The 22852-nt window shown below is 64.2% G+C and carries 26 protein-coding genes; 11 read left to right on the forward strand and 15 right to left on the reverse strand.

Going from position 1 to position 22852, the window contains the following annotated elements; genetic code table 11:
- Positions 1 to 92: 92 nt before the first annotated feature.
- The 6 genes from BLQ77_RS11555 to BLQ77_RS11580 form a co-directional block, all read right to left on the reverse strand.
- Positions 93 to 1109, reverse strand: a complete 1017-nt coding sequence (locus BLQ77_RS11555; protein ID WP_089959177.1) for a DctP family TRAP transporter solute-binding subunit — start codon at positions 1107 to 1109, stop codon at positions 93 to 95.
- Positions 1110 to 1141: 32 nt separating this feature from the next.
- Entirely contained in the window at positions 1142 to 2419 is a 1278-nt protein-coding gene (locus BLQ77_RS11560) for a TRAP transporter large permease (protein WP_089959181.1), read from the reverse strand.
- Complete coding sequence (locus tag BLQ77_RS11565) at positions 2416 to 2934, reverse strand: TRAP transporter small permease (protein WP_008888047.1); 519 nt, start codon at positions 2932 to 2934, stop codon at positions 2416 to 2418. Before BLQ77_RS11565 ends, BLQ77_RS11560 begins: the two co-directional genes overlap by 4 nt.
- Positions 2931 to 3644 carry an SDR family NAD(P)-dependent oxidoreductase gene (locus tag BLQ77_RS11570; RefSeq protein WP_089959184.1) on the reverse strand — a complete coding sequence of 238 codons (714 nt, stop codon included), beginning with the start codon at positions 3642 to 3644 and terminating at the stop codon, positions 2931 to 2933. The genes BLQ77_RS11565 and BLQ77_RS11570 overlap by 4 nt, the downstream gene beginning before the upstream one ends.
- 10 nt (positions 3645 to 3654) lie before the next feature.
- Positions 3655 to 4512, reverse strand: coding sequence for an isocitrate lyase/PEP mutase family protein (locus BLQ77_RS11575; RefSeq protein WP_008888175.1), 858 nt, complete (start codon positions 4510 to 4512; stop codon positions 3655 to 3657).
- A gap of 451 nt (positions 4513 to 4963) precedes the next feature.
- A complete protein-coding gene (locus BLQ77_RS11580) occupies positions 4964 to 5848 on the reverse strand; it encodes a mechanosensitive ion channel family protein (protein WP_089959186.1) in 885 nt (294 codons plus the stop codon).
- Positions 5849 to 6026: 178 nt separating this feature from the next.
- Between BLQ77_RS11580 and BLQ77_RS11585 the strand changes: the two genes are divergently transcribed.
- From BLQ77_RS11585 to BLQ77_RS11635, 11 genes are all read left to right on the forward strand, one after another.
- Entirely contained in the window at positions 6027 to 6434 is a 408-nt protein-coding gene (locus tag BLQ77_RS11585) for a hypothetical protein (RefSeq protein ID WP_089959191.1), read from the forward strand.
- An 82-nt stretch (positions 6435 to 6516) separates the two neighbouring features.
- The gene (locus BLQ77_RS11590) at positions 6517 to 6909 is read left to right on the forward strand and encodes a tautomerase family protein (protein ID WP_089959194.1); all 393 of its coding nucleotides are present in this window, start codon (positions 6517 to 6519) and stop codon (positions 6907 to 6909) included.
- A gap of 213 nt (positions 6910 to 7122) precedes the next feature.
- Positions 7123 to 8229: a DUF3734 domain-containing protein gene (locus tag BLQ77_RS11595; RefSeq protein ID WP_089959196.1), complete on the forward strand. Its 1107-nt coding sequence runs from the start codon at positions 7123 to 7125 to the stop codon at positions 8227 to 8229.
- A gap of 11 nt (positions 8230 to 8240) precedes the next feature.
- Positions 8241 to 8987 (forward strand): acetoacetate decarboxylase, encoded by a 747-nt coding sequence (locus tag BLQ77_RS11600; protein WP_008888299.1) that lies wholly within the window; start codon positions 8241 to 8243, stop codon positions 8985 to 8987.
- Between the two features lie 5 nt (positions 8988 to 8992).
- Positions 8993 to 9589: a cytochrome b/b6 domain-containing protein gene (locus BLQ77_RS11605; RefSeq protein ID WP_089959199.1), complete on the forward strand. Its 597-nt coding sequence runs from the start codon at positions 8993 to 8995 to the stop codon at positions 9587 to 9589.
- Between the two features lie 12 nt (positions 9590 to 9601).
- The gene (locus BLQ77_RS11610) at positions 9602 to 10384 is read left to right on the forward strand and encodes a 3-hydroxybutyrate dehydrogenase (protein ID WP_008888203.1); all 783 of its coding nucleotides are present in this window, start codon (positions 9602 to 9604) and stop codon (positions 10382 to 10384) included.
- A 26-nt stretch (positions 10385 to 10410) separates the two neighbouring features.
- A complete protein-coding gene (locus tag BLQ77_RS11615; RefSeq protein WP_008888192.1) occupies positions 10411 to 10680 on the forward strand; it encodes a hypothetical protein in 270 nt (89 codons plus the stop codon).
- 32 nt (positions 10681 to 10712) lie between these two features.
- A complete protein-coding gene (locus BLQ77_RS11620) occupies positions 10713 to 11237 on the forward strand; it encodes a DUF1269 domain-containing protein (RefSeq protein ID WP_089959201.1) in 525 nt (174 codons plus the stop codon).
- Complete coding sequence (locus BLQ77_RS11625; protein ID WP_083791917.1) at positions 11234 to 11383, forward strand: DUF3096 domain-containing protein; 150 nt, start codon at positions 11234 to 11236, stop codon at positions 11381 to 11383. The genes BLQ77_RS11620 and BLQ77_RS11625 overlap by 4 nt, the downstream gene beginning before the upstream one ends.
- 64 nt (positions 11384 to 11447) lie before the next feature.
- Positions 11448 to 12452: an HlyD family secretion protein gene (locus BLQ77_RS11630; protein WP_089959204.1), complete on the forward strand. Its 1005-nt coding sequence runs from the start codon at positions 11448 to 11450 to the stop codon at positions 12450 to 12452.
- Positions 12449 to 13987, forward strand: coding sequence for a DHA2 family efflux MFS transporter permease subunit (locus BLQ77_RS11635; protein ID WP_089959207.1), 1539 nt, complete (start codon positions 12449 to 12451; stop codon positions 13985 to 13987). The genes BLQ77_RS11630 and BLQ77_RS11635 overlap by 4 nt, the downstream gene beginning before the upstream one ends.
- Before the next feature lie 2 nt (positions 13988 to 13989).
- Here BLQ77_RS11635 and cyoD read toward each other — a convergent pair whose 3' ends face one another.
- From cyoD to BLQ77_RS11680, 9 genes are read right to left on the reverse strand one after another with little or no spacing between them, the layout of a single operon-like run.
- Positions 13990 to 14289, reverse strand: coding sequence for a cytochrome o ubiquinol oxidase subunit IV (gene cyoD / locus BLQ77_RS11640; protein ID WP_008888170.1), 300 nt, complete (start codon positions 14287 to 14289; stop codon positions 13990 to 13992).
- Positions 14286 to 14915 (reverse strand): cytochrome c oxidase subunit 3, encoded by a 630-nt coding sequence (locus BLQ77_RS11645; protein WP_089959209.1) that lies wholly within the window; start codon positions 14913 to 14915, stop codon positions 14286 to 14288. Before BLQ77_RS11645 ends, cyoD begins: the two co-directional genes overlap by 4 nt.
- Positions 14912 to 17005, reverse strand: coding sequence for a cbb3-type cytochrome c oxidase subunit I (locus BLQ77_RS11650; RefSeq protein WP_089959212.1), 2094 nt, complete (start codon positions 17003 to 17005; stop codon positions 14912 to 14914). The genes BLQ77_RS11645 and BLQ77_RS11650 overlap by 4 nt, the downstream gene beginning before the upstream one ends.
- On the reverse strand, positions 17002 to 17961 hold the full coding sequence (locus BLQ77_RS11655; RefSeq protein WP_242661693.1) for a cytochrome ubiquinol oxidase subunit II: 960 nt from the start codon (positions 17959 to 17961) through the stop codon (positions 17002 to 17004). The genes BLQ77_RS11650 and BLQ77_RS11655 overlap by 4 nt, the downstream gene beginning before the upstream one ends.
- Positions 17958 to 18614: a hypothetical protein gene (locus tag BLQ77_RS11660; protein ID WP_242661694.1), complete on the reverse strand. Its 657-nt coding sequence runs from the start codon at positions 18612 to 18614 to the stop codon at positions 17958 to 17960. Before BLQ77_RS11660 ends, BLQ77_RS11655 begins: the two co-directional genes overlap by 4 nt.
- Positions 18601 to 18924 (reverse strand): YidH family protein, encoded by a 324-nt coding sequence (locus BLQ77_RS11665; RefSeq protein ID WP_008888294.1) that lies wholly within the window; start codon positions 18922 to 18924, stop codon positions 18601 to 18603. The genes BLQ77_RS11660 and BLQ77_RS11665 overlap by 14 nt, the downstream gene beginning before the upstream one ends.
- 12 nt (positions 18925 to 18936) lie before the next feature.
- Entirely contained in the window at positions 18937 to 21525 is a 2589-nt protein-coding gene (gene mprF / locus BLQ77_RS11670) for a bifunctional lysylphosphatidylglycerol flippase/synthetase MprF (protein ID WP_089959215.1), read from the reverse strand.
- On the reverse strand, positions 21512 to 22228 hold the full coding sequence (locus BLQ77_RS11675) for a DUF1003 domain-containing protein (protein WP_242661695.1): 717 nt from the start codon (positions 22226 to 22228) through the stop codon (positions 21512 to 21514). The genes mprF and BLQ77_RS11675 overlap by 14 nt, the downstream gene beginning before the upstream one ends.
- Positions 22221 to 22799: an HdeD family acid-resistance protein gene (locus tag BLQ77_RS11680; RefSeq protein WP_008888190.1), complete on the reverse strand. Its 579-nt coding sequence runs from the start codon at positions 22797 to 22799 to the stop codon at positions 22221 to 22223. Before BLQ77_RS11680 ends, BLQ77_RS11675 begins: the two co-directional genes overlap by 8 nt.
- Positions 22800 to 22852: the final 53 nt, after the last annotated feature.

Here is a 22852-nt window from a genome sequence, read left to right on the forward strand (position 1 = left end):
GTCGATGGGACTGGGATAGGGAATTCAGGGAAACCGGCCCGCGCGGGAGGACGGCGCGCCGGTTTCATGTCCGGCCCTCAGGCCGGACGTGTTCAGGAGCCGCCGCGAACCTTTTCGAGTTCCGCCAGCAGTCGGTCGAGGTTTTCCTGTCCGACCGAGTCGGCGGCCGCGTCGTAGACCGGGCCGACCAGTTCCCGCAGCTTGTCCGTCTCGGCCGCGGGCATCTCGTTGATCTCCATGCCTTCGGAGGTCAGCAGCTCCGCGGCCTCGCCGACGGCTGCACGCGAGCGGGCGATCTGGGCATTCCTGGCCTCGGCGGCGCAAGAGGACACCAGCGCCTGCTCGTCGGCGTTGAGCCCCTCCCAGACCTGCAACGACATCAGCACCGGTGTGGGCGAATAGGCATGGCGGGTCAGCGTCAGGTACTTCTGCACCTCGTAGAACTTGCTCGCCTCGATCAGTGGCAGCGGATTCTCCTGGCCGTCAACCGCGCCAGTCTCGAGCGCGGTGAAGACCTCGCCGAAGGCCATCGGCACGGGGTTCGCGCCGAGGCGCCGGAAGGTATCGAGGAAGATCGGGTTCTGCATCACGCGGAAGTTCAGGCCCTCGAAGTCCGACACGGCATTCAGCGGACGCTTGGAGTTGGTGGCGTTGCGGAATCCGTTCTCCCAGATCGACAGCAGCACGAGGTCATGCGCGGGCATCTTCTCGGCCAGGTAGTCGAAGTAGGGGCCGGTCATGATGGCATCCACTTCCTCGTCATTGGCAAAGACGAAGGGCAGTGAGAACACCCCCATGGCAGGTTCGATGCCGGCAATCGCGGCGGCGCCGGTGACCACCATCTCGATCGAGCCGGAACGCACCGACTGCGTGGCCTCGGCGTCGTCGCCGAGCTGACCCGAGTAGAAGCCGCGCAGCTTCATCGACCCGTCCGAGCCATTGGCGAGGCATTCGGACATGGCGTCGACACCGGCGGCCACGGGGTGATCCTTGGACGCGCCGTTCGACACCTTGAAGGTGTGGCGGCCGTAATCGGCCGCAAGTGCCGGGCTGGTCAGGGCGGTCGCCGCGAGAACGACGGCCGCAAGGGTCTTGAACTTGAACGTCATGGTAGGTCTCCTCCTAGGTGAAACGGGGTCGGTCAGCGCAGCCAGTTGAGCGGCGTCAGAACGAGTTGCGGGAACAGCACGAGCAGGATCAGCACGGTGACCTGCGCGATCAGGAAGGGTGCGGCGCCCTTGGCCACCTTGTGCAGCGGCACGCCGGACACGCCTGCCGAGACGCTCAGCACGATGCCGACGGGCGGCGTGACGAGGCCGATGGCGCAGTTGATGACGAAGAGGACGCCGAAATACACCGGGTCGATCCCCGCCTCCTCGACCACCGGCAGGAGCACCGGCGCGAGGATCAGGATGGTCGGCCCCATGTCCAGCATCGTGCCGATCATCAGCACCAGCGCCATGATCACGATCAGCAGCAGCGTCGGGCTGTCCACCAGTGGACCGACGAGGTCCAGAACGGTGCCCGACAGGTCGGCGATGGTGATGAACCACGCGGTGGCCAGCGCCGCGGCCGCCAGCATCATCACCACCGAGGTGGTCAGCGCCGCGTCCCGGAACACGCCGAACAGGTCGCTGAACTTGAGCTCCCGGTGTACCACCATCCCGACGAAGATGGCGTATACCGCAGCGATCACGGCGGCCTCGGTCGGGGTGACCACGCCGAAGCGGATGCCGCCGAGGATGATCACCGGCATGCCCAGCGACCACAGCGCTTTGCGGGTCTCTTCCAGCCGCACGCCCCAGCCCTGTCGCGGCCGCGGCTGCACGTTGTCGCGGCGAGCCACGATCAGCCAAGCGATGATCGCCCCGAGCCCCATCATCACGCCGGGCACGATGCCGGCCAGGAACAGCTGGGTGATCGACAGGTTCGTGGCCACGGCAAAGATGATGTAGGCGATCGACGGCGGGATGATCGGGGCGATCACGCCGCCCGAGGCCATGAGCCCGACCGAACGCGCCTCGTCATGGCCCGACTGTTTCATCATCGGCAGCATGATCGCGATCAGCGCCGCGCTGTCCGCCGCCGCCGAGCCCGACAGCGAGGCCAGGATGATCGCGGCAAAGATCGCCACCACGCCGAGCCCGCCGCGCACGTGACCGACGAAGGCCATAGCGAAGCCGATGATCCGCCGCGACATGCCGCCGGCGTTCATCAACTCGCCGGCCAGCAGGAAGAACGGGATCGCGAGAAGCGAGAAATTGTTGGCGCCGACCACCATCCGCTGCGAGATCACCTGCGGGTCGAAGAGGTCCATCTGCAAGCCCATGGCCGCGGCGCAGATGATCAGAGCAAAGGCGACGGGGACACCGATGCTCAGGCTGACGCCCAGCGTCAGGATGAACAGGAGAAGGGTCATTCGTGCACCTCGATCTCGCTTTTCGCGACAGTCGGCTGCCCCGGCGCTCCGCTCAGGCGGCCGGTGGCATAGCCCAGCATCCGCAACCCGGCCATCAGGCCAACCAGCGCAGACATCGGGATCAGCACGCCGAAGACCCAGATCATCGGCATGCGGGTGACGGGAGCGATGTTCGTCGCATTGACGTGGAACTGCTGGAGCGTGCCCACGAGGATCAGGATGCAGACCCCCAGCACCGCGCCGTTGGCGATGGTCAGCAGCACCCGGCGCACCGGAGCGCTGACCGTCGCCACCACCAGATCGAAGCCCATGTGCATGTTGCGCCGCATCGCCACGATGGCGCCGATGAAGATCAGCCAGACGAAGAAGAAGCGCGAGAGCTCCTCGCTGACGTCGATGCCCGACCCGAACCCGTAGCGCAGCACGACATTGGCAAAGACCATGAGCGTCATGCCTGCCAGCAGGACCACGAGCGCGCATTCGAGAGCCTTGAAGAAATAGTCGATCAGTCTCACCGCCGGCCTCCCGCGATCCGGATGATTTCTCCCGTGGTGTAGGCCGCGTCGAAAAGCAGCCACTCCGTCGCCTCTGCCACTTCGTCTGGGCTGCCCATGCGCTGCATCGGGATGCCCTCGGCGGCCCTGGCGCGCGCGGCGGCGTCGGCCATCACCGCCTCCTGGATCGGCGTGTCGATGATGCCCGGGGCCAGTGCGTTCACGCGCACCTCCGGCGCGAAATCCCGGGCCATGGCACGGGTCAGCGCGATGATCGCCCCTTTCGAGGCCCCGTAGCTGGCGAAGCCCGGCGCGCCGCCGTTCTCTCCGGCGATCGAGGCCATGTTGACGATGGCCGCCGTGGAATGGGGGCGGCGCGCGGCGATGAAGCACGAGGCCACCTGCATGAACCCCGTGACGTTGATTGCCAGCACCCGCGCGATCTCGGACGGGTCAAGGTCGCCCCAATCCATCTGCCGCCCAAGGATGCCCGCGTTGTTGACGAGATGACTGACCCCCTCGAGCGAAGCCGCCGCCCCTGTCACCGCCCGCACGTCGGAAACATCCACCTGCCGGACCTCGGCGCTGTCGCCAAGCTCGTCCTGCGCGGCTTGCAGCGCCGCGGCCGAGATGTCCCACAGGATTGCCCGCATGCCGCGGGCCACCACCCGCCTTGCCACTGCGAGGCCGATGCCCGAGCCTGCACCTGTGATAAGCACTTTTGCCGTCATGTCGCCTCTTTCATTCGCCGTGGCGGTGGGCAAAGGCCTGATGCGCCTGCAGGTCCACCATGTCGCAGAACTCCGCGTAGCTGAGCGCCGCGCCGCCACCGGGCCGACCGTCGGACTTCAGCCGTGCCATCGCGTCCGCCGTCGCCCGCGCTGCGGCAAACAGGCCGCTCACGGCATACATGACGACGGAGAAGCCCATCTCGCGCACCTCGTCGACGGTCAGCTGCGCCGCATCGGTGCCATCCACGAGGCTCAGAACCTTCGGCCCCTCGACGCGGGTGGCGATCTGCTCGACCTCGGCGCGGGTCTTGACCCCGTCGACGAAGACGAGATCGACACCGGTGTCGCGGTAGCGCGCGGCGCGGCTCACCGCCTCGTCCATCCCCTGCCCCGGCAGCGCGTCGGTGCGCCCGATCAGGCAGATGTCCTCCGAACCGCGTGCCTCGACTGCGGCGCTGAGCCTGGCTGCGGCCTCCTCGGCCGGCACGAGCCGGATGCCAGACAACTGGCCGCAGCGTTTCGGGCTGACCTGATCCTCGATGTGCATGGCCGCGACGCCACCCTGCAGGTATTCGCGCACCGTGCGGGCCACGTTGAGCGCCCCGCCGTAGCCGGTGTCGGCATCGGCGATCACCGGGATGTCGACCGCCCGCACCATGGCGCGTGCATGGTCGGCCATCTCGGTCTGCGTCATCAGCCCAAGATCGGGCTTGCCAAGCCGCATCGCCGTCGCCCCGAGCCCGGTCATGTAGACCGCGTCGAACCCCTGGGCCTGGACGATCCGGGCCGTCAGGGCGTCGGCGGCGCCGGGCGCCACGGTGAAGAGGCCCTGCTCAAGGCGGGCACGCAACAGGTTTTTGCGGGTCATCTTTCCTCCTCGGGCTCAGGCTCTGCCTCCTCAGGCGCCTGACCGTCTACCGCTGATGTGTAACATGTTACATGTAAGGCTTGTCAAGCGGGCAGAGTGTGTCGCGTGCTTCGAAGTTTTGGCGCCCAGCTTTAGGCGCATCCATTTGACAGAAGTTGACGCCTTCGCTGCGCCTCGCCATGGCCGACGCCACGAGCCCGTGAGCCAGATGCAAGCGCGGAACCTCTAAGGACGGCCGAGGGCACGTCGCGTAGCACCTCAAGTTGGCGCAGACTCTACATCACGGTGAGGGATGTCGCCGGGGGCAGGTCATCATATTCTTGCTTCGAGCCGTTGGAGTGGGTTTATTTCCGGCAGCGGATTTCACTCTCGCTGAACGGCGGCGAGACATCAGGTTTCCTGACCGTCTGGCCGTCTGGCCTCTGCCGGATGCGCTGCGCAAGCACTGGAATCACTCGGTATCGGCGCGCTCCGCCTTGGAAAACTCTTCTGGAAGTTTGGTGATCTGCACGTTCTGATAGGCATAGGGTATCTCGATCCCGGCGGCATCGAAGCGCTTTTTAACGGCTTCCAGAAGGGCATTCCTGACCCCCGCCGCGACGCCCGAGTCCGCACACCAGACACGCAGACTGAAGTCGACGCTCGACGCGCCCAGATTGGTGACGGGGCATCCGACAACCTCTTCGATGTCCGGAAGCCCGGCCGCGACCTCGAGGATGACGGCGCGCGCCGCGTCGATGTCGACGTCATAGCCGATCGAGATCGGCACGACCGCCATGGTCCGCGCCTCACGGGCCGACAGGTTGACCATCGTGGTGTTCGAGATCGACGCGTTCGAGATGATCACCCGGCGGTTGTCGTAGGTTTTGAGGACCGTATACCCAAGCGAAACGTCCTCCACCGTCCCCGTTTCTACCCCGGTCGGGGCGCTGATCTGAAGTTTGTCGCCAAGGCGAAACGGACGATAGAAGATCAGGCTGAACCCGGCGACAAAGTTCGACAGCGTGGATTGCGCCGCCAGACCGAAGACGACGGAGGCGACCGAAACGCTGGCCAGAAGCGCCGTCGCCAGCCGATCCAGCGCCGGGATCATATGTGCGTAGAGCATCAGGATCAGGATCCAGACGAAGGCGCTGGCGACCTTCGACAGGAACGCCACGGACATGCGGTCGAGCCGGTTGTCGTGGTCGCGCGCGACGACGACACGGATCCCTTGCCGAAGCAGATGCGACAAAAGCAGGCCTGCCAAAACGAAGAACGCGAGGATGATCAGCGCACCCGACCATGTGCCAGGGTGTACATGGGACGCCCAGGGCTGAAGGTTCTTCCAATTCATTTCATGTCTCCCGAGATCAGATCGCAACCACCTCAGGCCTAATATGCAAATGCGCAGGTCGCGGGCCAGCGGGCAAACTTGTCATGAATGTAATTCCCGCAACAGGCTCGTTGCAGCCTGCCCTGTCAGAGATTGCCCAACCACCCCTTGCCCGACATGACCTCTGAAAGGAAATCCCATGAAACGCTCCCTCTTCACCGTCGCAGCGGCGCTTTGCCTGTCCTCGGCCACGCTGGCCGCCGCGCAGGATCTCGACTGCCCCGAACCTGCGGCGGTCTTCACCGCAGCGGACGCGGGCGCTTTCGATCTGCCGAAGCTGGCGCGGGACGTCGGCTCCGCAGAATTGGACGGAGACGCGCTCGGCAAAATTGTCGGACAGATCCGGTCGGACTACCCCGAGGCCACGGATGCCGAGGTTGCCGACATCATGATCACGGCTTTCTGCACCTATCTCAACACCGATACGCCCGCCGATCACCGAAGCGAAGAGCATGTCTCTGCCTTCGAGCAGCAAGCCTACGACGCGGTGTTCAACGGCCCCGCGCCGGAAAGCTACCCGCGACAGGGTTGGCTCTACGGCAATTGAACAACGCATCGGGGCCTGCCTGGGGAACCAACCCACGGCGGCCACGTTTGCCGTACGCCTCACCAACCTGAGAAAGATACGAATGCCTCTCGTACGAATTGATATGATCGAAGGCCGGTCGGACGAGCAGCTCCAGCTTTTGCTGGACACCATCCAAGGCTGCGTTGTCGAGGCTTTCGGGGTGCCGGAAACCGACCGCTATCAGATCGTCCACGAACACAAACCGGGCCGGATGGTGTTTCTTGATACCGGACTCGGCTTTACCCGGAGTGACGAGGTGATTTCGGTTCAGTTCTTTACGAGCCCCCGAACCCATGTTGAGAAGATCAAGGTCTATCGGCTTCTGTCCGAGCGCCTTGAGCACACCTGCGGCCTCGATCCCAACGACCTTCTGATTTCCGTCTTCACCAACCGGGAGGAAGACTGGAGTTTCGCCAGAGGCGAGGCGCAATATGTAACGGGTCGTCTGCCATAAGGCAGTGAAACTCAGCCGCACCGGGGAAATCACGCCCGGTCGCCGCCCGCTGCAAATCTCAATTCAACCCGCCACCAAACGTGGCGGGTTTTTATTTTGGATCAGTGGCTTGGTGAACCTGTCGCAAATGTAAACTTGCAGAAAAGCCAGCGCAGGACTGCGCTTCTATCTGTTCCTCAACGACACACAACGCTGCTTGAAGGAACGAACACGATGGCCCCCAAAGAACTGAATGCGCTGGTCCTTCAAGGCGGCGGAGCACTGGGCGCCTATCAGGCCGGAGCGTTCTCTGCGCTCGACAAAGCCAGGTTCTCCTTCGACTGGGTCGCAGGTATTTCAATTGGCGCGATCAATGCCGCGCTCATCTGCGGCAACAGTCAGAAAGACCGCATCCCGGCTCTCGAAGCATTCTGGAACAGGATCACGACCACCCGGCCGGCTCTTGCGCCATTCTGGACCCTTGCCGGACGTCATGCGGTTTCCGAAATGGCCGCCGCCGAAGTCATGATGGCCGGGGCACCGGGCTTCTTCCGGCCCCGCTTCCCCAGCACAGTCTGGCCGCTCGGCCCGAAGCCTGCGCTGAGCATCTATGACACGTCCCCGCTTGAGGCGACGCTGATCGAACTGGTGGATTTCGACCTTCTCAACGATCACGGCCCGCGTCTCAGCATCGGGGCGACCGATGTGGAAACCGGCAACTTCACCTATTTCGACAGCCGCACCACCCGCATCGACGTCCGGCACATTATGGCGAGCGGAGCCCTGCCGCCGGGCTTCCCGCCGGTCGAGATCGACGGGCGGTATTACTGGGATGGCGGCCTCGTGTCGAACACGCCGCTCCAATACGTCATGGAGCAGGCGGAAGGCGACCAACCGCTCTGTGTCCTGCAGATCGACCTCTTCAATGCCAGGGGCACCGTGCCGACCGATGTGCTGGACGTGCAGCAGCGCGAGAAGGACATCCGCTATTCGAGCCGCACCCGGCTGACCACCGACCGTTACCGCGAATTGCACGCACTTCGCGTGGCGGCCGATCGGCTGGCGGCGAAGCTGCCTGAAGATCTCAGGGATGATGAGGACCTTGCGCTGTTACGCGCCGCAGGCCCCTCCTGCCCTGTCACGCTTGTCCACCTGATCCACCGCAAGGAAGGGTTCGAGGGCAGCGGCAAGGACTACGAATTCTCACGTCAGTCGATGTCGGACCATTGGGCCGCAGGCCAGAAGGACGTCACGCGGACACTCACTCATCCCTCATGGACATCCCGCGTTGTCGGGACCGACGGCCTGCAGGTCTTCGATCTTGGAACGCAAGGAAAATAAGGAGTTTCGACATGAACAAGTCCGACCTCATCTCCACCGCCTTCGCAATGCCCCTCACCAGCCCGTCCTACCCCAAAGGGCCGTACAAGTTCGTGAATCGCGAGTTCCTCACGATCACCTACCGCACGGACATGGAGGCCCTGCGCCGCGTCGTGCCGGAGCCGCTGGAGATCCCCGAGCCGCTGGTGAAATACGAATTCATCCGCATGCCAGACAGCACCGGCTTCGGTGACTACACCGAAAGCGGTCAGGTGATCCCAGTGACCCTGGACGGTGTCGCGGGCGGCTACGTCCACTCGATGTTCCTCAACGATGACGCGCCCATCGCGGGCGGCCGCGAAATCTGGGGCTTCCCCAAAAAGCTCGCCGACCCGTCGCTGCGGGTAGAGAAAGACACGCTCGTCGGCACGCTCGACGTGGGCTCGGTCCGGGTTGCGACTGGAACGATGGGCTACAAGCACCGCGAGCTGGACCACGCGAAGGTGCTCAAGGGCTTCGACGCCCCGAATTTCATGCTCAAGATCATCCCGCATGTCGATTGCACGCCGCGCATCTGCGAGCTGGTCCGCTACTACACCATAGACGTGACGCTCAAAGGCGCCTGGGAAGGTCCGGCGGGGCTGGAGCTGCACCGACACGCACTGGCGCCCGTGGCCGATCTGCCGGTGCGCGAAGTCGTCTCGGCCGTCCACCTGCTGACCGACCTGACGCTCGGGCTGGGGGAAGTCGTCCACGACTACCTCGCTCCGAAAGGATGAACACCATGGCCATCGCGACGCGTCACACCATCGCCACCAGGCTGGTTCACGCAGGCTTGGCGCTTGCAGTCGTCACGCAGCTTTTCTCCAGCCTCGTGATGCAGCCCGAAGAGGACGGCCACGCGGGCAACCTTGCCTTCGAGATCCATGAATACGGCGGGCTGGCCGCCTTTGCCTTCATCGTGATCTTCTGGTTCGTGCTGACCGCGCGCCGCCGGGGCACGCCTGTGGGAATGCTGTTCCCATGGTTTTCGGGCACGCGGCTCTTGGCGCTTCGGGACGACACCAAAAGGCACCTCGCCGCGTTGCGCCGGTTCCGGCTGCCGTCCCACAACGGTGCCAGCCCCTTTGCCAGTGCCGTTCACGGATTGGGCATCCTGCTGATCACCGCGATGGCGGCATCGGGTGCGCTTTACTACGTCATCGGCGAGGGCAACCCCGACGCCGGCGGCTTGGTGGGCGTCGCGATGTCAATTCACAAAGCTCTGGCGAACCTCGCCTGGGCCTACCTGATCGGCCACGCCAGCCTGGCTCTGATCCAGCATCACTTCACCGAATTCAACCTGCGCGAAATGTGGTCCTTCCGCAGCGCGTCCAAATAAGGAACCTGAACGATGAACCTCAAAGACAAAGTCTGCATCATCACCGGCGCCGCCAGCGGAATCGGGCATGGGATCGCGAAACGCTACGTCGCCGACGGAGCGAAGGTCGTCATCGCCGACCTCAAGCTCGACGCCGCCCAGAAGACCGCCGACGAGCTCTCCGCCGAAGGGCCGGGCGAAGCCATGGCGGTCGAGATGAACGTCACCGACGAGGCGCAGGTCAACGACGGCGTCGCCAAGGTCATCGAGACATGGGGCAAGATCGACGTGCTGGTGTCCAACGCGGGCGTGCAGATCGTCCACCCGCTCGAAGATTTCCCCTTCGATGACTGGAAGAAGCTTCTGTCGATCCACCTGGACGGCGCGTTTCTCACCTCGAAGGCTGTCATGCCGCATATGCAGAAGGCCGGCTCGGGCTCGATCATCTTCATGGGGTCGGTGCACTCGAAAGAAGCGAGCCCGCTCAAATCGGCCTACGTCACCGCCAAGCACGGTCTTCTCGGCCTTGCCCGCGTGATCTCCAAGGAAGGCGCCAAGCACGGCATCCGCGCCAACGTGATCTGCCCCGGCTTCGTCAAGACACCGCTCGTCGAAAAGCAGATCCCCGAACAGGCGCGCGACCTCGGCATCTCGGAAGAGGAGGTCGTCAACAAGATCATGCTGGGCGAGACCGTCGATCAGGAATTCACCACCATCGAGGACGTGGCCGAAGTCGCCCATGTCTTCGCCGCCTTCCCCACCAATGCCCTCACCGGCCAGTCGCTGGTCGTCAGCCACGGCTGGTACATGAACTGACCCGCTGTCGAGAAAGGAATGATCCGATGGAAAACCAAGACCTTCACGCCCGTCTGGACGCGCTAGGCAGGAAGATCCACGCCACGGAACAGAGGCTGCGCGAAAAGGCGCATCTCTATCACGACTCCACGCATCTGACCGCGAAAGAGCTGAAGCAAAGCTATCGCAATCTTCAGGCCCGCCTGAACGGCGAGATCGCCGAAGCCGAGGCGCAGGGCCACCACGTGAGCGACCTCGAACGCTCCGTGCAGCAGTGGCTCGACAGCATCGACACCACCCACATCGGATCAAACTGACAATCCTCCAAACCCTGAGAAAGGAGACCGCCATGTCCGAACTTATCGTCATCGGCTACGACACAGCCGAAAGAGCCGAGGAAGCCCGCGCAGACCTAATGAAAATGGCGCAGGAATACCTTGTCGACGTCGCCGATGCGGTTGTGGCCGTCGCAGACAGCGACGGCACCATCAAGCTGAACCAGATGGTCAACCTCTGGACCGCCGGGGCGACCGGCGGCGCGTTCTGGGGTCTGCTTGTCGGCATGATCTTCTTCAACCCGCTCCTGGGCGTCGCGGTTGGTGCCGGCGCCGGCGCGCTTTCGGGCGCCCTTACAGACTACGGTATCAACGACGACTTCATGAAGGAGGTGGCCGGAATCCTGCAACCGGGTCAGGCCGCGCTGTTCATGATGATGCGGCGCGAAGCCTCTGACAAAGTCGTGGTGCGCCTCGGCGAACATGGCGGACGGGTGCTGCGCACCAACCTCGACACGGATGCCGAAAACCGTCTGCGGCGCGCCTTCGACGACGCGCACAAGGCGGAGGTGGGCGCATCCGCGCCTGAACAGGCATGACGACCGTGGTCTTCGTTCAGCCTCTTCTGGCGCTCATCGCGGGCATCCTGATCCTGATCGCTCCGAAGCTTCTGAACTATGTCATCGCTGCCTATCTGATCCTTTTCGGACTGGCCGGGCTCTTTCCTCACCTCTTCGGCGCGTGAACGCCAATCATCCAAGGCTGCGGACCCCTTCGCCGGGGTCCGCCCGGTTCCGACAGGTCTCCACATGAAACACCTCAAAGCCATCGTTCTCGTCGCCGCCATCGCCCTTGCGGGCGGCGGTCTTTGGGTCTGGTGGCAACACGAACGGATCCATCCCTCGACCGATGACGCATACCTGAAGGCCAACGTGCTGACGATCGCGCCGCAGGTCGGCGGGCGCGTCTCCGAGGTGGCCGTCGCCGAGAACGCGCATGTGTCGGCCGGCGATCTGCTCTTCACGATCGACGCCGCCGAACTCGAGGCGACGGTTCGGTCGGCGCAGGCAAATCTTGATCGGGCCCGGCAGCAGACGACTGCGGCGATCACGGACCTCTCCGCGGCCTCGGCAAACGTCGACAGTGCGCGGGCCGCCCTGTCGGAAGCACAGGATGCCTACGGACGGACAGAGAAACTCTTCACCATGGGCGACGTGCCACAGGCCGCGCGCGACCAGGCTGCCATGACGCGTGACCAGGCGCAGGCTGCATTCGACAGCGCAAATGCCGCGCTGGCGGCGTCGCGCGAGCAGGCCGGCGCGCCGGGTGACGACAACCCGGCCGTGCGCGCTGCAGAGGCGCAGCTCACGCTGGCGCAGATCAATCTCAACCATGCCCGCGTAACGGCACCGGTGTCCGGCTGGATCGCCAACCTCGACGTCCGGCCCGGCGCGCTGGTGTCCCCGAACGCGCCGCTTTTCTCCCTCGTCGAAGACGGCGACTGGTGGATCGACGCGAACTTCAAGGAGACCGACCTCGAGCGACTGCGCCCCGGCCAGCCTGTGAACATCGACATCGACATGTATCCCGGCGTGACGCTGACCGGCACGCTGCAAAGCCTCGGCGCGGGCGCGGGCGCGGTGTTTTCCCTCCTGCCGCCGCAGAACGCGAGCGGCAACTGGGTGAAGGTCACGCAGCGTTTCCCCGTCCGCATCGCCATCGACACGAGACCGGACGACCCTGATCTGCAACTGCGCGTCGGCGCGAGCACGACCGTGACCGTCGACACCTCCGGACTGGACACGCGCAAATGACTGGAACGGCGGCGACCGGCACCCCCATCCGCGAGGGCGTCAAATGGACGATCGTGCTCGCCGTCGTGCTGACGGCGGTACTCGAGGTGCTCGACAGCACCATCGTCAACGTCGCCCTGCCGCAAATCCAGGCGGCCTTCGGGATCACCAACGACCAGACGGTCTGGATCCTGACGAGTTACATCGTCGCCTCGGTCGTCGTCATGCCGCTCACCGGCTTTTTCGTCCGCATGGTCGGGCGGCGGCGGCTCATCATCTCGGCCATCACGGGTTTCGCCGCCTTCTCCGCGCTCTGCGGGCTGTCGTGGAGCGTCGAAGTCATGGTCGCCTGCCGCCTCGGCCAAGGCATCTTCGGCGCTTTCCTCATTCCGCTTTCGCAGTCCATCCTCTTCGACAGCTTCCCCAAAGAGAAGCGTGGCCAGGCGATGGCTTTCTTCGGCCTCGGCGTCGTTGTGGCCCCCGTGCTCGGGCCGACCATCGGCGCGCTCCTGACCGAGTATTTCTCGTGGCGGGCCGTGTTCTATGTGAACCTGCCCATTGCCGGTTTCGCGCTTGCGATGATGTCGGGCGAGCTGAAGTCCGAAGACACCAAGACGCTGAAGGTCGACTGGTCCGGGCTTGCGCTCATGGTCGGGGCAATCGCCTCGCTGCAACTGATGCTCGACCTTGGGGAAAGCCGGGACTGGTTCACATCTCACCTGATCCAGATCGCGGCCATTACGCTGGTCTGTTGCGGCATGGCGTTCGTGCTGCGCGGGATCGGGAGAGCCGACAACATCATCGACTTCTCGCTCTTCCGCGACCGCAGTTTCACCGGCGCGAATGTGGCGATCCTCGGCTTCGGGGTCGCAATGTTCGGCTCCATCGCGATTCTGCCACTCTTCGTGCAGGGCCTGCTGGGCTACCCTGTTCTGGATGCCGGCATGCTGTTCATTCCACGCGGTATCGCGGCTGGCTTTTCGATGGTCCTGACCGGATCGGTCCTCGTCACGCGCTTCGATCCGCGCAAGCTGCTTGTTCTGGGACTTGTGCTGACCGGGACGGGCAACGTGCTGCTTGGGATGCTGAACCTGAATGCCGGGTTCTGGGACCTCGCCCTGCCCGGCATCGTGTCTGGCCTCGGGATGGGCCTCTTCTTCGTGCCGATGTCCACGCTCGCGTTCCAGAACATCGGCCCGGAGAAACAGGACGAGGCCTCTGGGATCTACGGCGTCACCCGCTCGCTCGGGTCGTCGGTGGGTATCGCACTGGTGGGCTGGCAGGTGGCGAGCCGGATGCAGTTCCACTACGCGATGCTGGCCTCGGGGATCTCGCCCTTCGACGAGGCCGCACGCGCCTATCTTGCGCCCCTCGGGCTGACGCCAACCTCGGCTGAGGGCGCGGCGCAGATTGCCGGTCTCATTCGGCAGCAGGCAAGCCTGCTGGCGTTCCAGGATGCCTTCTGGCTGACCGGCGTGGCGGCGTTTCTGATGCTCCCGGTGGTGCTGATCCTGCAAAGGCCCACGGCGGGGACCGACCCCGCAAAGGCTCATTGAAGCTACATCCGAGTGGCGAGGTTCCCCATGATCCAGAGCGTGCCAAACGCCATGATGGCGAGGAGCAGCACGGTGAAGAGGATCAGTTGCAGGTCTTCCCGCTTCTGACGCGACAGGTCGATATGCAGGAAGAACCGCAGGTGGACTGCGATCTGCGCCACGGCAAGCACCGCGATGGTGATGGCGAGCGTCCTTCCCTGCATCAGGCCCCAGTGGACCAGCGCAAACGGGACAAGCGTCAGCGTCAGGGCCAGCCCGAAGCCTACGAGGTACATCCGCGTTTCACGTTGCCGATCGGTCATGGCATCAGCCCTCCAAGATAGACGATGGAAAAGACCGCGACCCAGATAAGATCGAGGCAGTGCCAGAAGAGACCCAGCCGCAGAAGGCGTGTCTTGACCGCCGGAACAAGGCCAAGCGTCGCCATCTGCGCCAGCATGACGACGATCCAGAGGCATCCGGCCGCCAAATGAAGCCCGTGAAGCGGCACCAGCCCCCAGAACGCCGACCAGTAGCCGCTCCGTTGCGGCACCGCACCGACCTCGATCATGTGGGCGAAGTCGCGCATCTCCAGCGTCAGGAAGCCGAGGCCGAGGAACAGGGACACCGCAAGCCATCGCGCGATGGCCCTGCGCCCGTCTTCGTGACGCAGCGCCAGCGTGGCAAAGCCGAAGGTCAGGCTGCTGGCGAGAAGGATGACGGTCTGCGCGAAGACGCTGCCAAGGTCGAAAGCCTCCGCCGGTCCGGTGCCGCCCGCCATCCCCATCGGGTTCGCAGCCGTCAGGTAGGATGCGAAGACCAGACCGAAGATCACCACATCGCTCATCAGGAATATCCAGAACCCGAAGACGACCGCTTCGGCACCGCTGTGCGCCTTGCCGTGATGGTCGCCAAGGTTGAGTCCGGGATGAAGATTGCCGCCGCTCATTCCGCAGGCTCCGCTCTGGCCGGGCGTTCCGGAATGGCAAGGCCCGCGTTGCGTTCGTGAGTCTCGTCGAGACGGTTCACCGCGCCCGCGACGCCCACCCGGGCGAGCCAGGCGCGATGGTCGGCCGCGATCTCAGCGGCGGGTATGATATGCGTCGTCTCGGTGTGGAACGTGCGCCCGATCAGAGCGGCCACCATCGCGCAAAAGGACAGAGCCGCCAGCCACCAGATCCAGAACACAAGCGCCAGTCCAAGCGCGGTGGCGCAAACGCAGACGATCAGGCCGATGGCCGTATTGTTCGGCATCTCGATATCCTCGTATGCCTCCGGCTCGGCATAGGCGCGACCCGTGGCCTTGGCGTCGGTGAACTCGTCGCGTTGCGTGACCTGCGGGATCACCGCGAAATTGTACGCGGGCGGCGGCGACGGGATCGACCATTCGAGCGACCGGCCGTTCCACGGGTCTCCCAGCGGCGCGGCCAACCGGTCGCGCTGCCGGATGCTTACCCAGAGCTGGATGCAGATGCAGGTGAGCGCGGACAGGATCAGCGCGGCGCCGAAAAACGCGAGCCACATGAAGGGCTGGAACGATGGGTCGCTGAAAGTGACGGACCGGCGCGGCATCCCCTGAAGTCCCAGCCAGTAGAGCGGCAGGAAGGTGAAGGAAAACCCGGCGATCCACAGCAGCGCCGCCCGCCGGCCCCATCCTTCGTGAAGCCGGAAACCGAACGCCTTGGGGAACCAGTAGTGATAGGCCGCAAGCAGACCAAACAGCACGCCGGGAATAATCACATTGTGGAAATGCGCCACGAGGAAAAGCGTGTTGTGCACCTGGTAGCTGATCACCGGGTTGGCCAGCATCACGCCGGTCAGCCCGCCGACCGTGAACAGGTAGAAGAAACCGACGACGTAGATCATCGGCACTGTCATGCGGATGCGGCCCCGGAAGATCGTCGCGACCCAGTTGTAGATCTTCACGCCCGTGGGGATCGCGATGGCCATCGAGGCAATGCCGAAGGCGGCGTTGACATTGGCGCTCTGGCCCATCGTGAAGAAGTGGTGCAGCCAGACGCAGAAGCTTAGGACGGCAATCGCCATGGTGGCATAGACCATCGACATGTAGCCGTAGATGCGCTTGCCCGAGAAGGTCGGGACGATCTCGGAGAACATGCCATAACAGGGAATGATGAGCAGGTAGACCTCCGGATGGCCGAAAAGCCAGAAGAGGTTGACGTAGTTCATCATGTTGCCGCCAAGGTCATTGGTGAAGAAATGGAAATCGAGGTACCGGTCGGCGGCCAGCATCAGCGCGGCCACTGTCAGGGGCGGCAGGGCGAAGATCATGATGATCGAGGCGCAGATCACCGTCCAGCAGAAGATCGGCATTCGAAGGAAGCTCATCCCCGGCGCGCGCCCCTTGTAGATCGTGACAGCGAAGTTGATGCCCGAGAGCGTGGTGCCGATGCCCGCGAGGACGATGGACCAGATCCAGTAATCCGGCCCCGGTCCGGGCTGGAAATCGGCACCGGTATAGGGCGGGTAATTGGCCCAGCCGCCGGTCGAGAACTCGCCCACCACGAGGGAGAGCATCACCAGCGCCGCCCCCGTCGCCGTCAATCCGAGGCTGATCTGGTTCATCACCGGAAACGCCATGTCCCGCGCTCCGATCTGAAGCGGCAGGACGTAGTTGATGACGCCGGCGATAAACGGCATCGCCACGAAGAAGATCATGATCGTGCCATGCGTGCTGAACAGCTCGGAAAAATGGTCGGGCGTCAGGAAGCCGCCATGAAGGCCGAACGCCTGTTGCGTGCGCATCAAGACGCCTTCGATGACGCCGCGCGTCAGCATGACGAGCGCCAGAACGCAGTACATTATACCGATGCGCTTGTGATCGACGCTGGTGAGCCAGACGCGCAGAAGCGGCGCCCAGAGGCGGAACCAGGTCAGGATGACGAGAACGGCAAGCCCGCCGAGCACCACCGCCATCGCCGCCCCTGCCCCGATGAGCTCACTGACGGTCGGGTTGTCGAAGGCGCGGACGAACGCGAAAGACGACAAGTCGAGACGGCCGAAGATAGGATCGGTCATTGTGTCTGCTCCCCTGCCCTGGCGTTCGGATCGTACCCGACCGCGCCCGGCTGCCCCGCGGGCGGAACGGCACCACCGGACGTATAGCGGCGCAGGATGGCGCCAAAGAGATCGCCTTCGACCGACGAGAAGTGGATCGCATCCACCGGACCGCCCGCCCCGCCCATCTCTGCGCGCGCTTCGGCCCCCGTCGAGGCCTGCGCGAGGCGGGCGTAGCCCTCGGCGGTGAGCGGCGCGCCATCCGCTTTGACATTGCGGATCCAGGCGTCGAAAGCCTCCTGCGTCATCGCGATGGCCTGAAACTTCTGCGCCGGAAAGCCGGTGCCGTTGAACTGCGTGTTCTCACCCTCGAAAACCCCTGGCGCCTCGGCGAGGATGTGCAACCGCGTTCGCATTCCCGGCATGGCGTAGATTTGCCCCGCGAGCGACGAAATCAGCAAGGATTGCATCACAGTGTCGGTGGTCAGGTCGAGCGCGACCGAAGTGTTCTCGGGGAACGCCAGTTGGTTCACGGTGGCGATGCCGAGGTCGGGGTAGATAAACAGCCATTTCCAGTCGAGACCCACCACCTGCACCCGGAGTGGCGGGTTGTCGGACGCGAGGGTCTTCGTCGGGTCGAGTTCGTGCGTCGTGCGGTAAAGCTGCACCGACAGGACCGCCACGATGATGAGCGGCACGCCCCACATAAGACTTTCGAGGATCGAAGATCTCTCCCAGTCGGGGGTGTAGCGGGCCTTCTCGTTCCGGTAACGGTACCGCCAGAGCAGCAAGGGCACGAGCACGAACACGGGCAGTATGGCGATCATCGTCCATCCAATGATGTGGAAGAACTCCGCGCGCTGCGCCGCCGCGACCGGGCCGCCGGGTATCAGAAACGTGTCGCGCGAACCGCTGCATGCCGCGAGGGCAAGGTTAATCGCGATTGCCGATGGCGTCCTTACGTCGCGAAATGTCATTGCCGTCCGCCCCGATGGTGTGTCTCCTCGGTTTTCTCTGGCGCCGTCGTGACCTCTGGAATGCGCAGAAGGGCGGAGCCCTTCGCAAGCTGTCCGACGCAGGCGCCGATCACGAGCGCGATGACATGCCCGGCATCGGCCAGCGGCTCCGGCGCGATGGCGTACTTGATGGCCACGAGCAAGAGGATCGTCGCGATGGTGAACAGGCCAAATCGCCAGTGCGCGGCAAGAAGACCGATCAGTCCGAATCCGCCGAGCGACATCCCGACATCGGTCGTCTGCGCCAACACAGCGAGGCCGGGTATCGACGCAATGGCGGCAAGAAGCGTGATCGTAGAGGCGAAATCAAGCGCGAAGAAAAGAGCAGCGGCGCGGAGGCTGCCGAAAAGCCACTCGGTCAGACCGATGACGGTTGCCGCGAACGCCAGTTGCCGCATCAGCATGGGCAGATCGTGCGACAGGAAGATGGCAGTTACGAAGCGCCACGGGTTTCCGTCCTGTAGCGCGCCGAGACCGATCCCGCGCACATTCAGAACGCCCGGGTCAAGGTGGCCCGAGAACGTCCCCGAAGCGGCATTTGCCGCGACCATCACCGCCAGAAACGCAAGCGTGAACGGCACCCGCCGCAGACTGTTCGGCTTAGGGCGCGACATGGATGGCAAAGCTCCCCAGCAGCACGAACAGCGTCATGACGAGCATCAGCAGAAGAGCTTCCGCCGGTCCGTCGTCATCGGGCAGGTGCTCATCGCGATCAATTCTCTTGCGCACATGCCGCATCCGCAGCCAGGCGGTCAGCACGACCGTAACGCCAGCGCCGAGCATGATATACGACGCCCAGTGCGGCGCGGACGTCTCGCCCAGTCGCGAGGCGGCGAGCCCGAAGCCGACAATGGCGACGGCGGTCCGGACCCAGGAGAGGAACGTGCGCTCGTTGGAGGCGTGGGCTTCAAAGTTCACGATCATGCGCGGGCCTCCCTATTTCATCAGTCCGCGGAGGCCGCCGGAGACGAGCACGTTGACCTCGTAAAGGATTCGTGGCGCGGCAAGTCCACCCGGACAGGCGAGGTAATTGGGCGTCCAGGCCGGATCGAACTTCTCCTTGAAGGCCCGCAGCCCCTCGAAGCGGTAGAAATGCTCGCCGTGTTCGTAGATGAACCCGCCGATCCGGTTCCAAAGCGGCGCAAGCTCGCGGTTCTCGACGCCTGAGAAGGGCGCGGCCCCCAGTGACATCCAGTGAAAGCCCTCTGCCGCGCCCCAGAGCATCATCTCGGCAAAGAGCGCATCCATAGCGAAATGCGGGGCGTCTGGCAGATACCGCATGAGGTCGAGCGACAGCTCGTGCCGGTTGGCGCCCCGGAAGAGGTTGGCGAAGGCGACGATCTTGCCGTCGGGATTGCGCAGGACAGCCACGTCGAAGTTGCGCATGTAGTCGTCGGTGAAGGCGCCGAGCGAGAAACCCTTCTCCTCCCCCTGCTTCTGGGCGAGCCAGGCGTCCGAGATCTGCTTGAGGTTCGGCAGGATCGCCTGCGCGTCAGCCTGCGACACGACTTCGAACACGAACCCGTCCCGCGCGGCGCGATTGCGCGCCTGCCGCAGGTCCTTGCGCTTGGAGCCGTCGAGCGTGAAGCCACGCAGATCGACGCGCGCGACCTCTCCGATCTTGAGGAGCGACAGACCGAGGTCGAGGTAAGTCGGCAGATAAGCGGGCGAGACGGAGTAGAACGCCACCCGCTTGCCCTCACGATAGGCCTTTTCGCGGAGCGCCCAGATCAGGGCCGTCCCGGCCTTCGCGTCGCCGACAGGGTCCCCTTGGGAGATCAGCGATTTGCCCGTGTCCGCATAGGCGACGAAGGCGCTTTCGTCCTCCGACAGCAGGAATTGCTTGTCGCCGGTCAGGGCGATGTTGGCCTCGGTATCCTCGCTTTCGGCCACCAGCCGCCGCACGGCATCGGGAATGCCGTTGTTCCCCCGAACCGTTGCGCGGTGACTGATAAGCGAATTGACCAGCACCGCCGCGAGGACGATGGCCACGACGAGACTGGCGCGCAGGAAGCGCGGCGCATCGCCGTTCCAGCTGAACTGCCACCAGAGGCTGTTGCGGTAGTCCACATGATCGTAGGCGAAAAGCCCGACCCAGAGGACTGCGGCGGCGAGCACAAGAACGCTGAGGAGCCATCTCCTGTCCAGCCGGAAAAGCGAGACGTCTTCGGCGCGGTAGAAGGCCGGACGCAGCAGCCCCAGCACCGCGAAAGCGGCGATCATCGACAGGGCTTCGATCCAGTCGAGCCCCTTGGCCAGCGATACCGCGAACCCCACGGCGATGAGGACCATCGCAAAGAGCCAGGCGCGGTAGAGCTTGCGGTAAAGTCCGGCGGCGATGACGATCAGCAGGACACCGGCGAGGCTTCCCGCGAGGTGCGATACCTCCACCACGCCAAGCGGGAGAACGTCGCGCAAAATCTCCAGCCGCGAGCCCTCGGCGGGCAGGTTGCCGGACACAAGAAGCACGGCACCTGCGAACACGGCCAAGGCCGACGCGAGGACCGGCACAACGGGTTTGATCGAGCGCCACAGCACGCCAGACGTTGACGTGAGCCGCCCGCGACTGGCCATCGCCGCGGTGATCGCGAGCCCGCTGCCGGCGATGGCAAAGGGCAGGACGGTGTAGACGAGCCGGTACAGCAGCAGCGATGCCAGAACGTCCGACCGGCCAGAGGCCCCGAGACCCGCGATGATGGTCGCCTCGAAGACGCCCAAGCCCCCGGGCGAATGGCTGAGGATGCCAAGCCCCACGGCGGCGAAGAACACCGCCGCGAAAAAGGGCAGGTTTGGCACGATGTCAGCCGGCAAGAGGACGTAAAGCGTCAGGGCCGCACCCGAGACATCGAGAAGCCCGGCAAGCGTCAGCCCGCAGGCCTGTAGAGGCCCCGGGAGTTCGATGCTGTACCCGCCGGTTTTCAACCGCCGCTGGCCCGTAGCAAGCCACAGGAGATAGCCGCACAGAGCGACGAGCAGGGCAACCCCGAGCGACGTCTCGATGGCGGGCGCGATGTTGACGACCGAACTCAATCCCGCGGGATGAAGTGTCAGCAAGGCGCCGAACGCCAGGATCAGAGCGGATACGAACCCGGACCACGAGATCGCCAGGATCGCGCCGATCGTCACCAGGTCGAGACCGAAGGCGGAGTAGACCCTGTACCGGACGGCCGTGCCCGTAATGTACGACACCCCGAGCAAGCCGGTTATCGCATAGCCCGCTGCCCCGGTGACCGATGGCACCAGAGCGGGCATCCTGCCCGGCGCGACGGCCCGCATGGCGAGAAGATCGTAGAACGCTATGCCGATAAAGCTCAGAACGGTGCAGCCAAGTGCAGCCAGAAGAACCGTCGGTTTGGTAGCCGCGAGATCGGCCTTCACGTCGGTCCACCGCACATGGCTCGCCAGTTTGTGCAGCACGACCACGGCAATGACGCCGATGACGATCGGGATCGCGATCTTTAGCGCGGGATGCTCTGTCACGCGAAGCGCGCGCGAGACCAGTGTCCGAGGCTCATGCTCTGCCATTGATGCCCTCCTCGAGCAAGTCGATCTGGATCTGCTGCATCTCTGCAAGTCTCTCCCATTGATGCGCCAGCTGGTGGTCGATCTTCTCGTGAAGCAGGCGGATTTCCAGCTCCGACTTCAGATTGACCCTGTAATCATTCTCGGCCCGTACCCTGTCCTTCGCATCCTTTCGGCGCTGGCTCATCATGATGATCGGCGCCTGAAATGCCGCCACGCAGGACAAGAGCAGGTTCAGAAGGATGAACGGGTAAGGATCGAAGGGTCTGGGTCCGAGGAGCAGCGCGTTGGAGGTCATCCACACAATGAGCAGGACGAGGAAGCCCAGAATGAAGCCCCAGCTTCCGCCGAACTCCGACACCTTGTCGGCAAGCCTTTCTCCGGCGGTCACGCGCTCGGATATTTCCTCTTCAGGGTTGCGCGAGATCGGCTGGCCCGCTTCGAGGCTTGCGATGACCTGCCGGTCCAGATCGCCAAGCTCTCCGCGCTCGCCTTCGAGCAGGCGCTCGACATAGACACGCCGGAACCGGGCCAGATCGGTCTTGCAGATGTGCTTGCCATCGGCCCAGCCCGGCGCCTCCTTTGCGATCATGTCCGACACGCTTGGACGCACGCTTATCCAAGGGCGCAAGGCCGTTGCGGGGAACGTCCGCCCGCAGACGTGGCAGGCGGACTGAGAGCCGGCGTCGTCGATCGTGTCAGTCATGTCCGCCCAGACCCTTCGCCGGGCTTGCCAGCATGACAAGCGACAGACCTGTCGACAGGAAGTTCAGGCCCATCATCAGGCCAAGCGTCCAGCCTGCGGTCCATGGCCAGCCGAACAGGATGACGACGCCCGCAACGAAAGAACACAGCCCGCTGAAGACCAGCCATCCCCAGTTTGCGACCTGATCGCTGCTGCGCAACCCGAAGAGGATCGACAGGATGCCTTCCATCAGGAAGGACAGCATCATCAAGACGGTGAGCACGGCGATACCCGCGCGGGTGAACAGGACGAAGGCGGCACCGACGAGGAACAGAAGTCCGAAGGTCACAAAGCCGTAGCGCCACTCGGGCGTGGGCCGTATGGCCCAGGAAAACCACAGACCGACTGCGCCCCAGATCGTCAGCATCCAGGCGACGAGGAGCTCGACCCCGATGGTGGCGACGTGGGGTAGCAGAATGGCGAGGGATCCGATGACGGCCAGCGTGATGCCGACCAATCTCAGATTGCCAGCGCCGAACGGTGCACGCGCCGACCGCCCCGACGCTTTCGGATTTGTCAGATACGTCTGCATTGCAATCGCTCCCAAAGCTTCGGCCGGTCTGACCGGCCTCGGTCCATCGATAA

It is taken from the genome of Salipiger thiooxidans (genome assembly GCF_900102075.1).
GTDB lineage: Bacteria > Pseudomonadota > Alphaproteobacteria > Rhodobacterales > Rhodobacteraceae > Salipiger > Salipiger thiooxidans.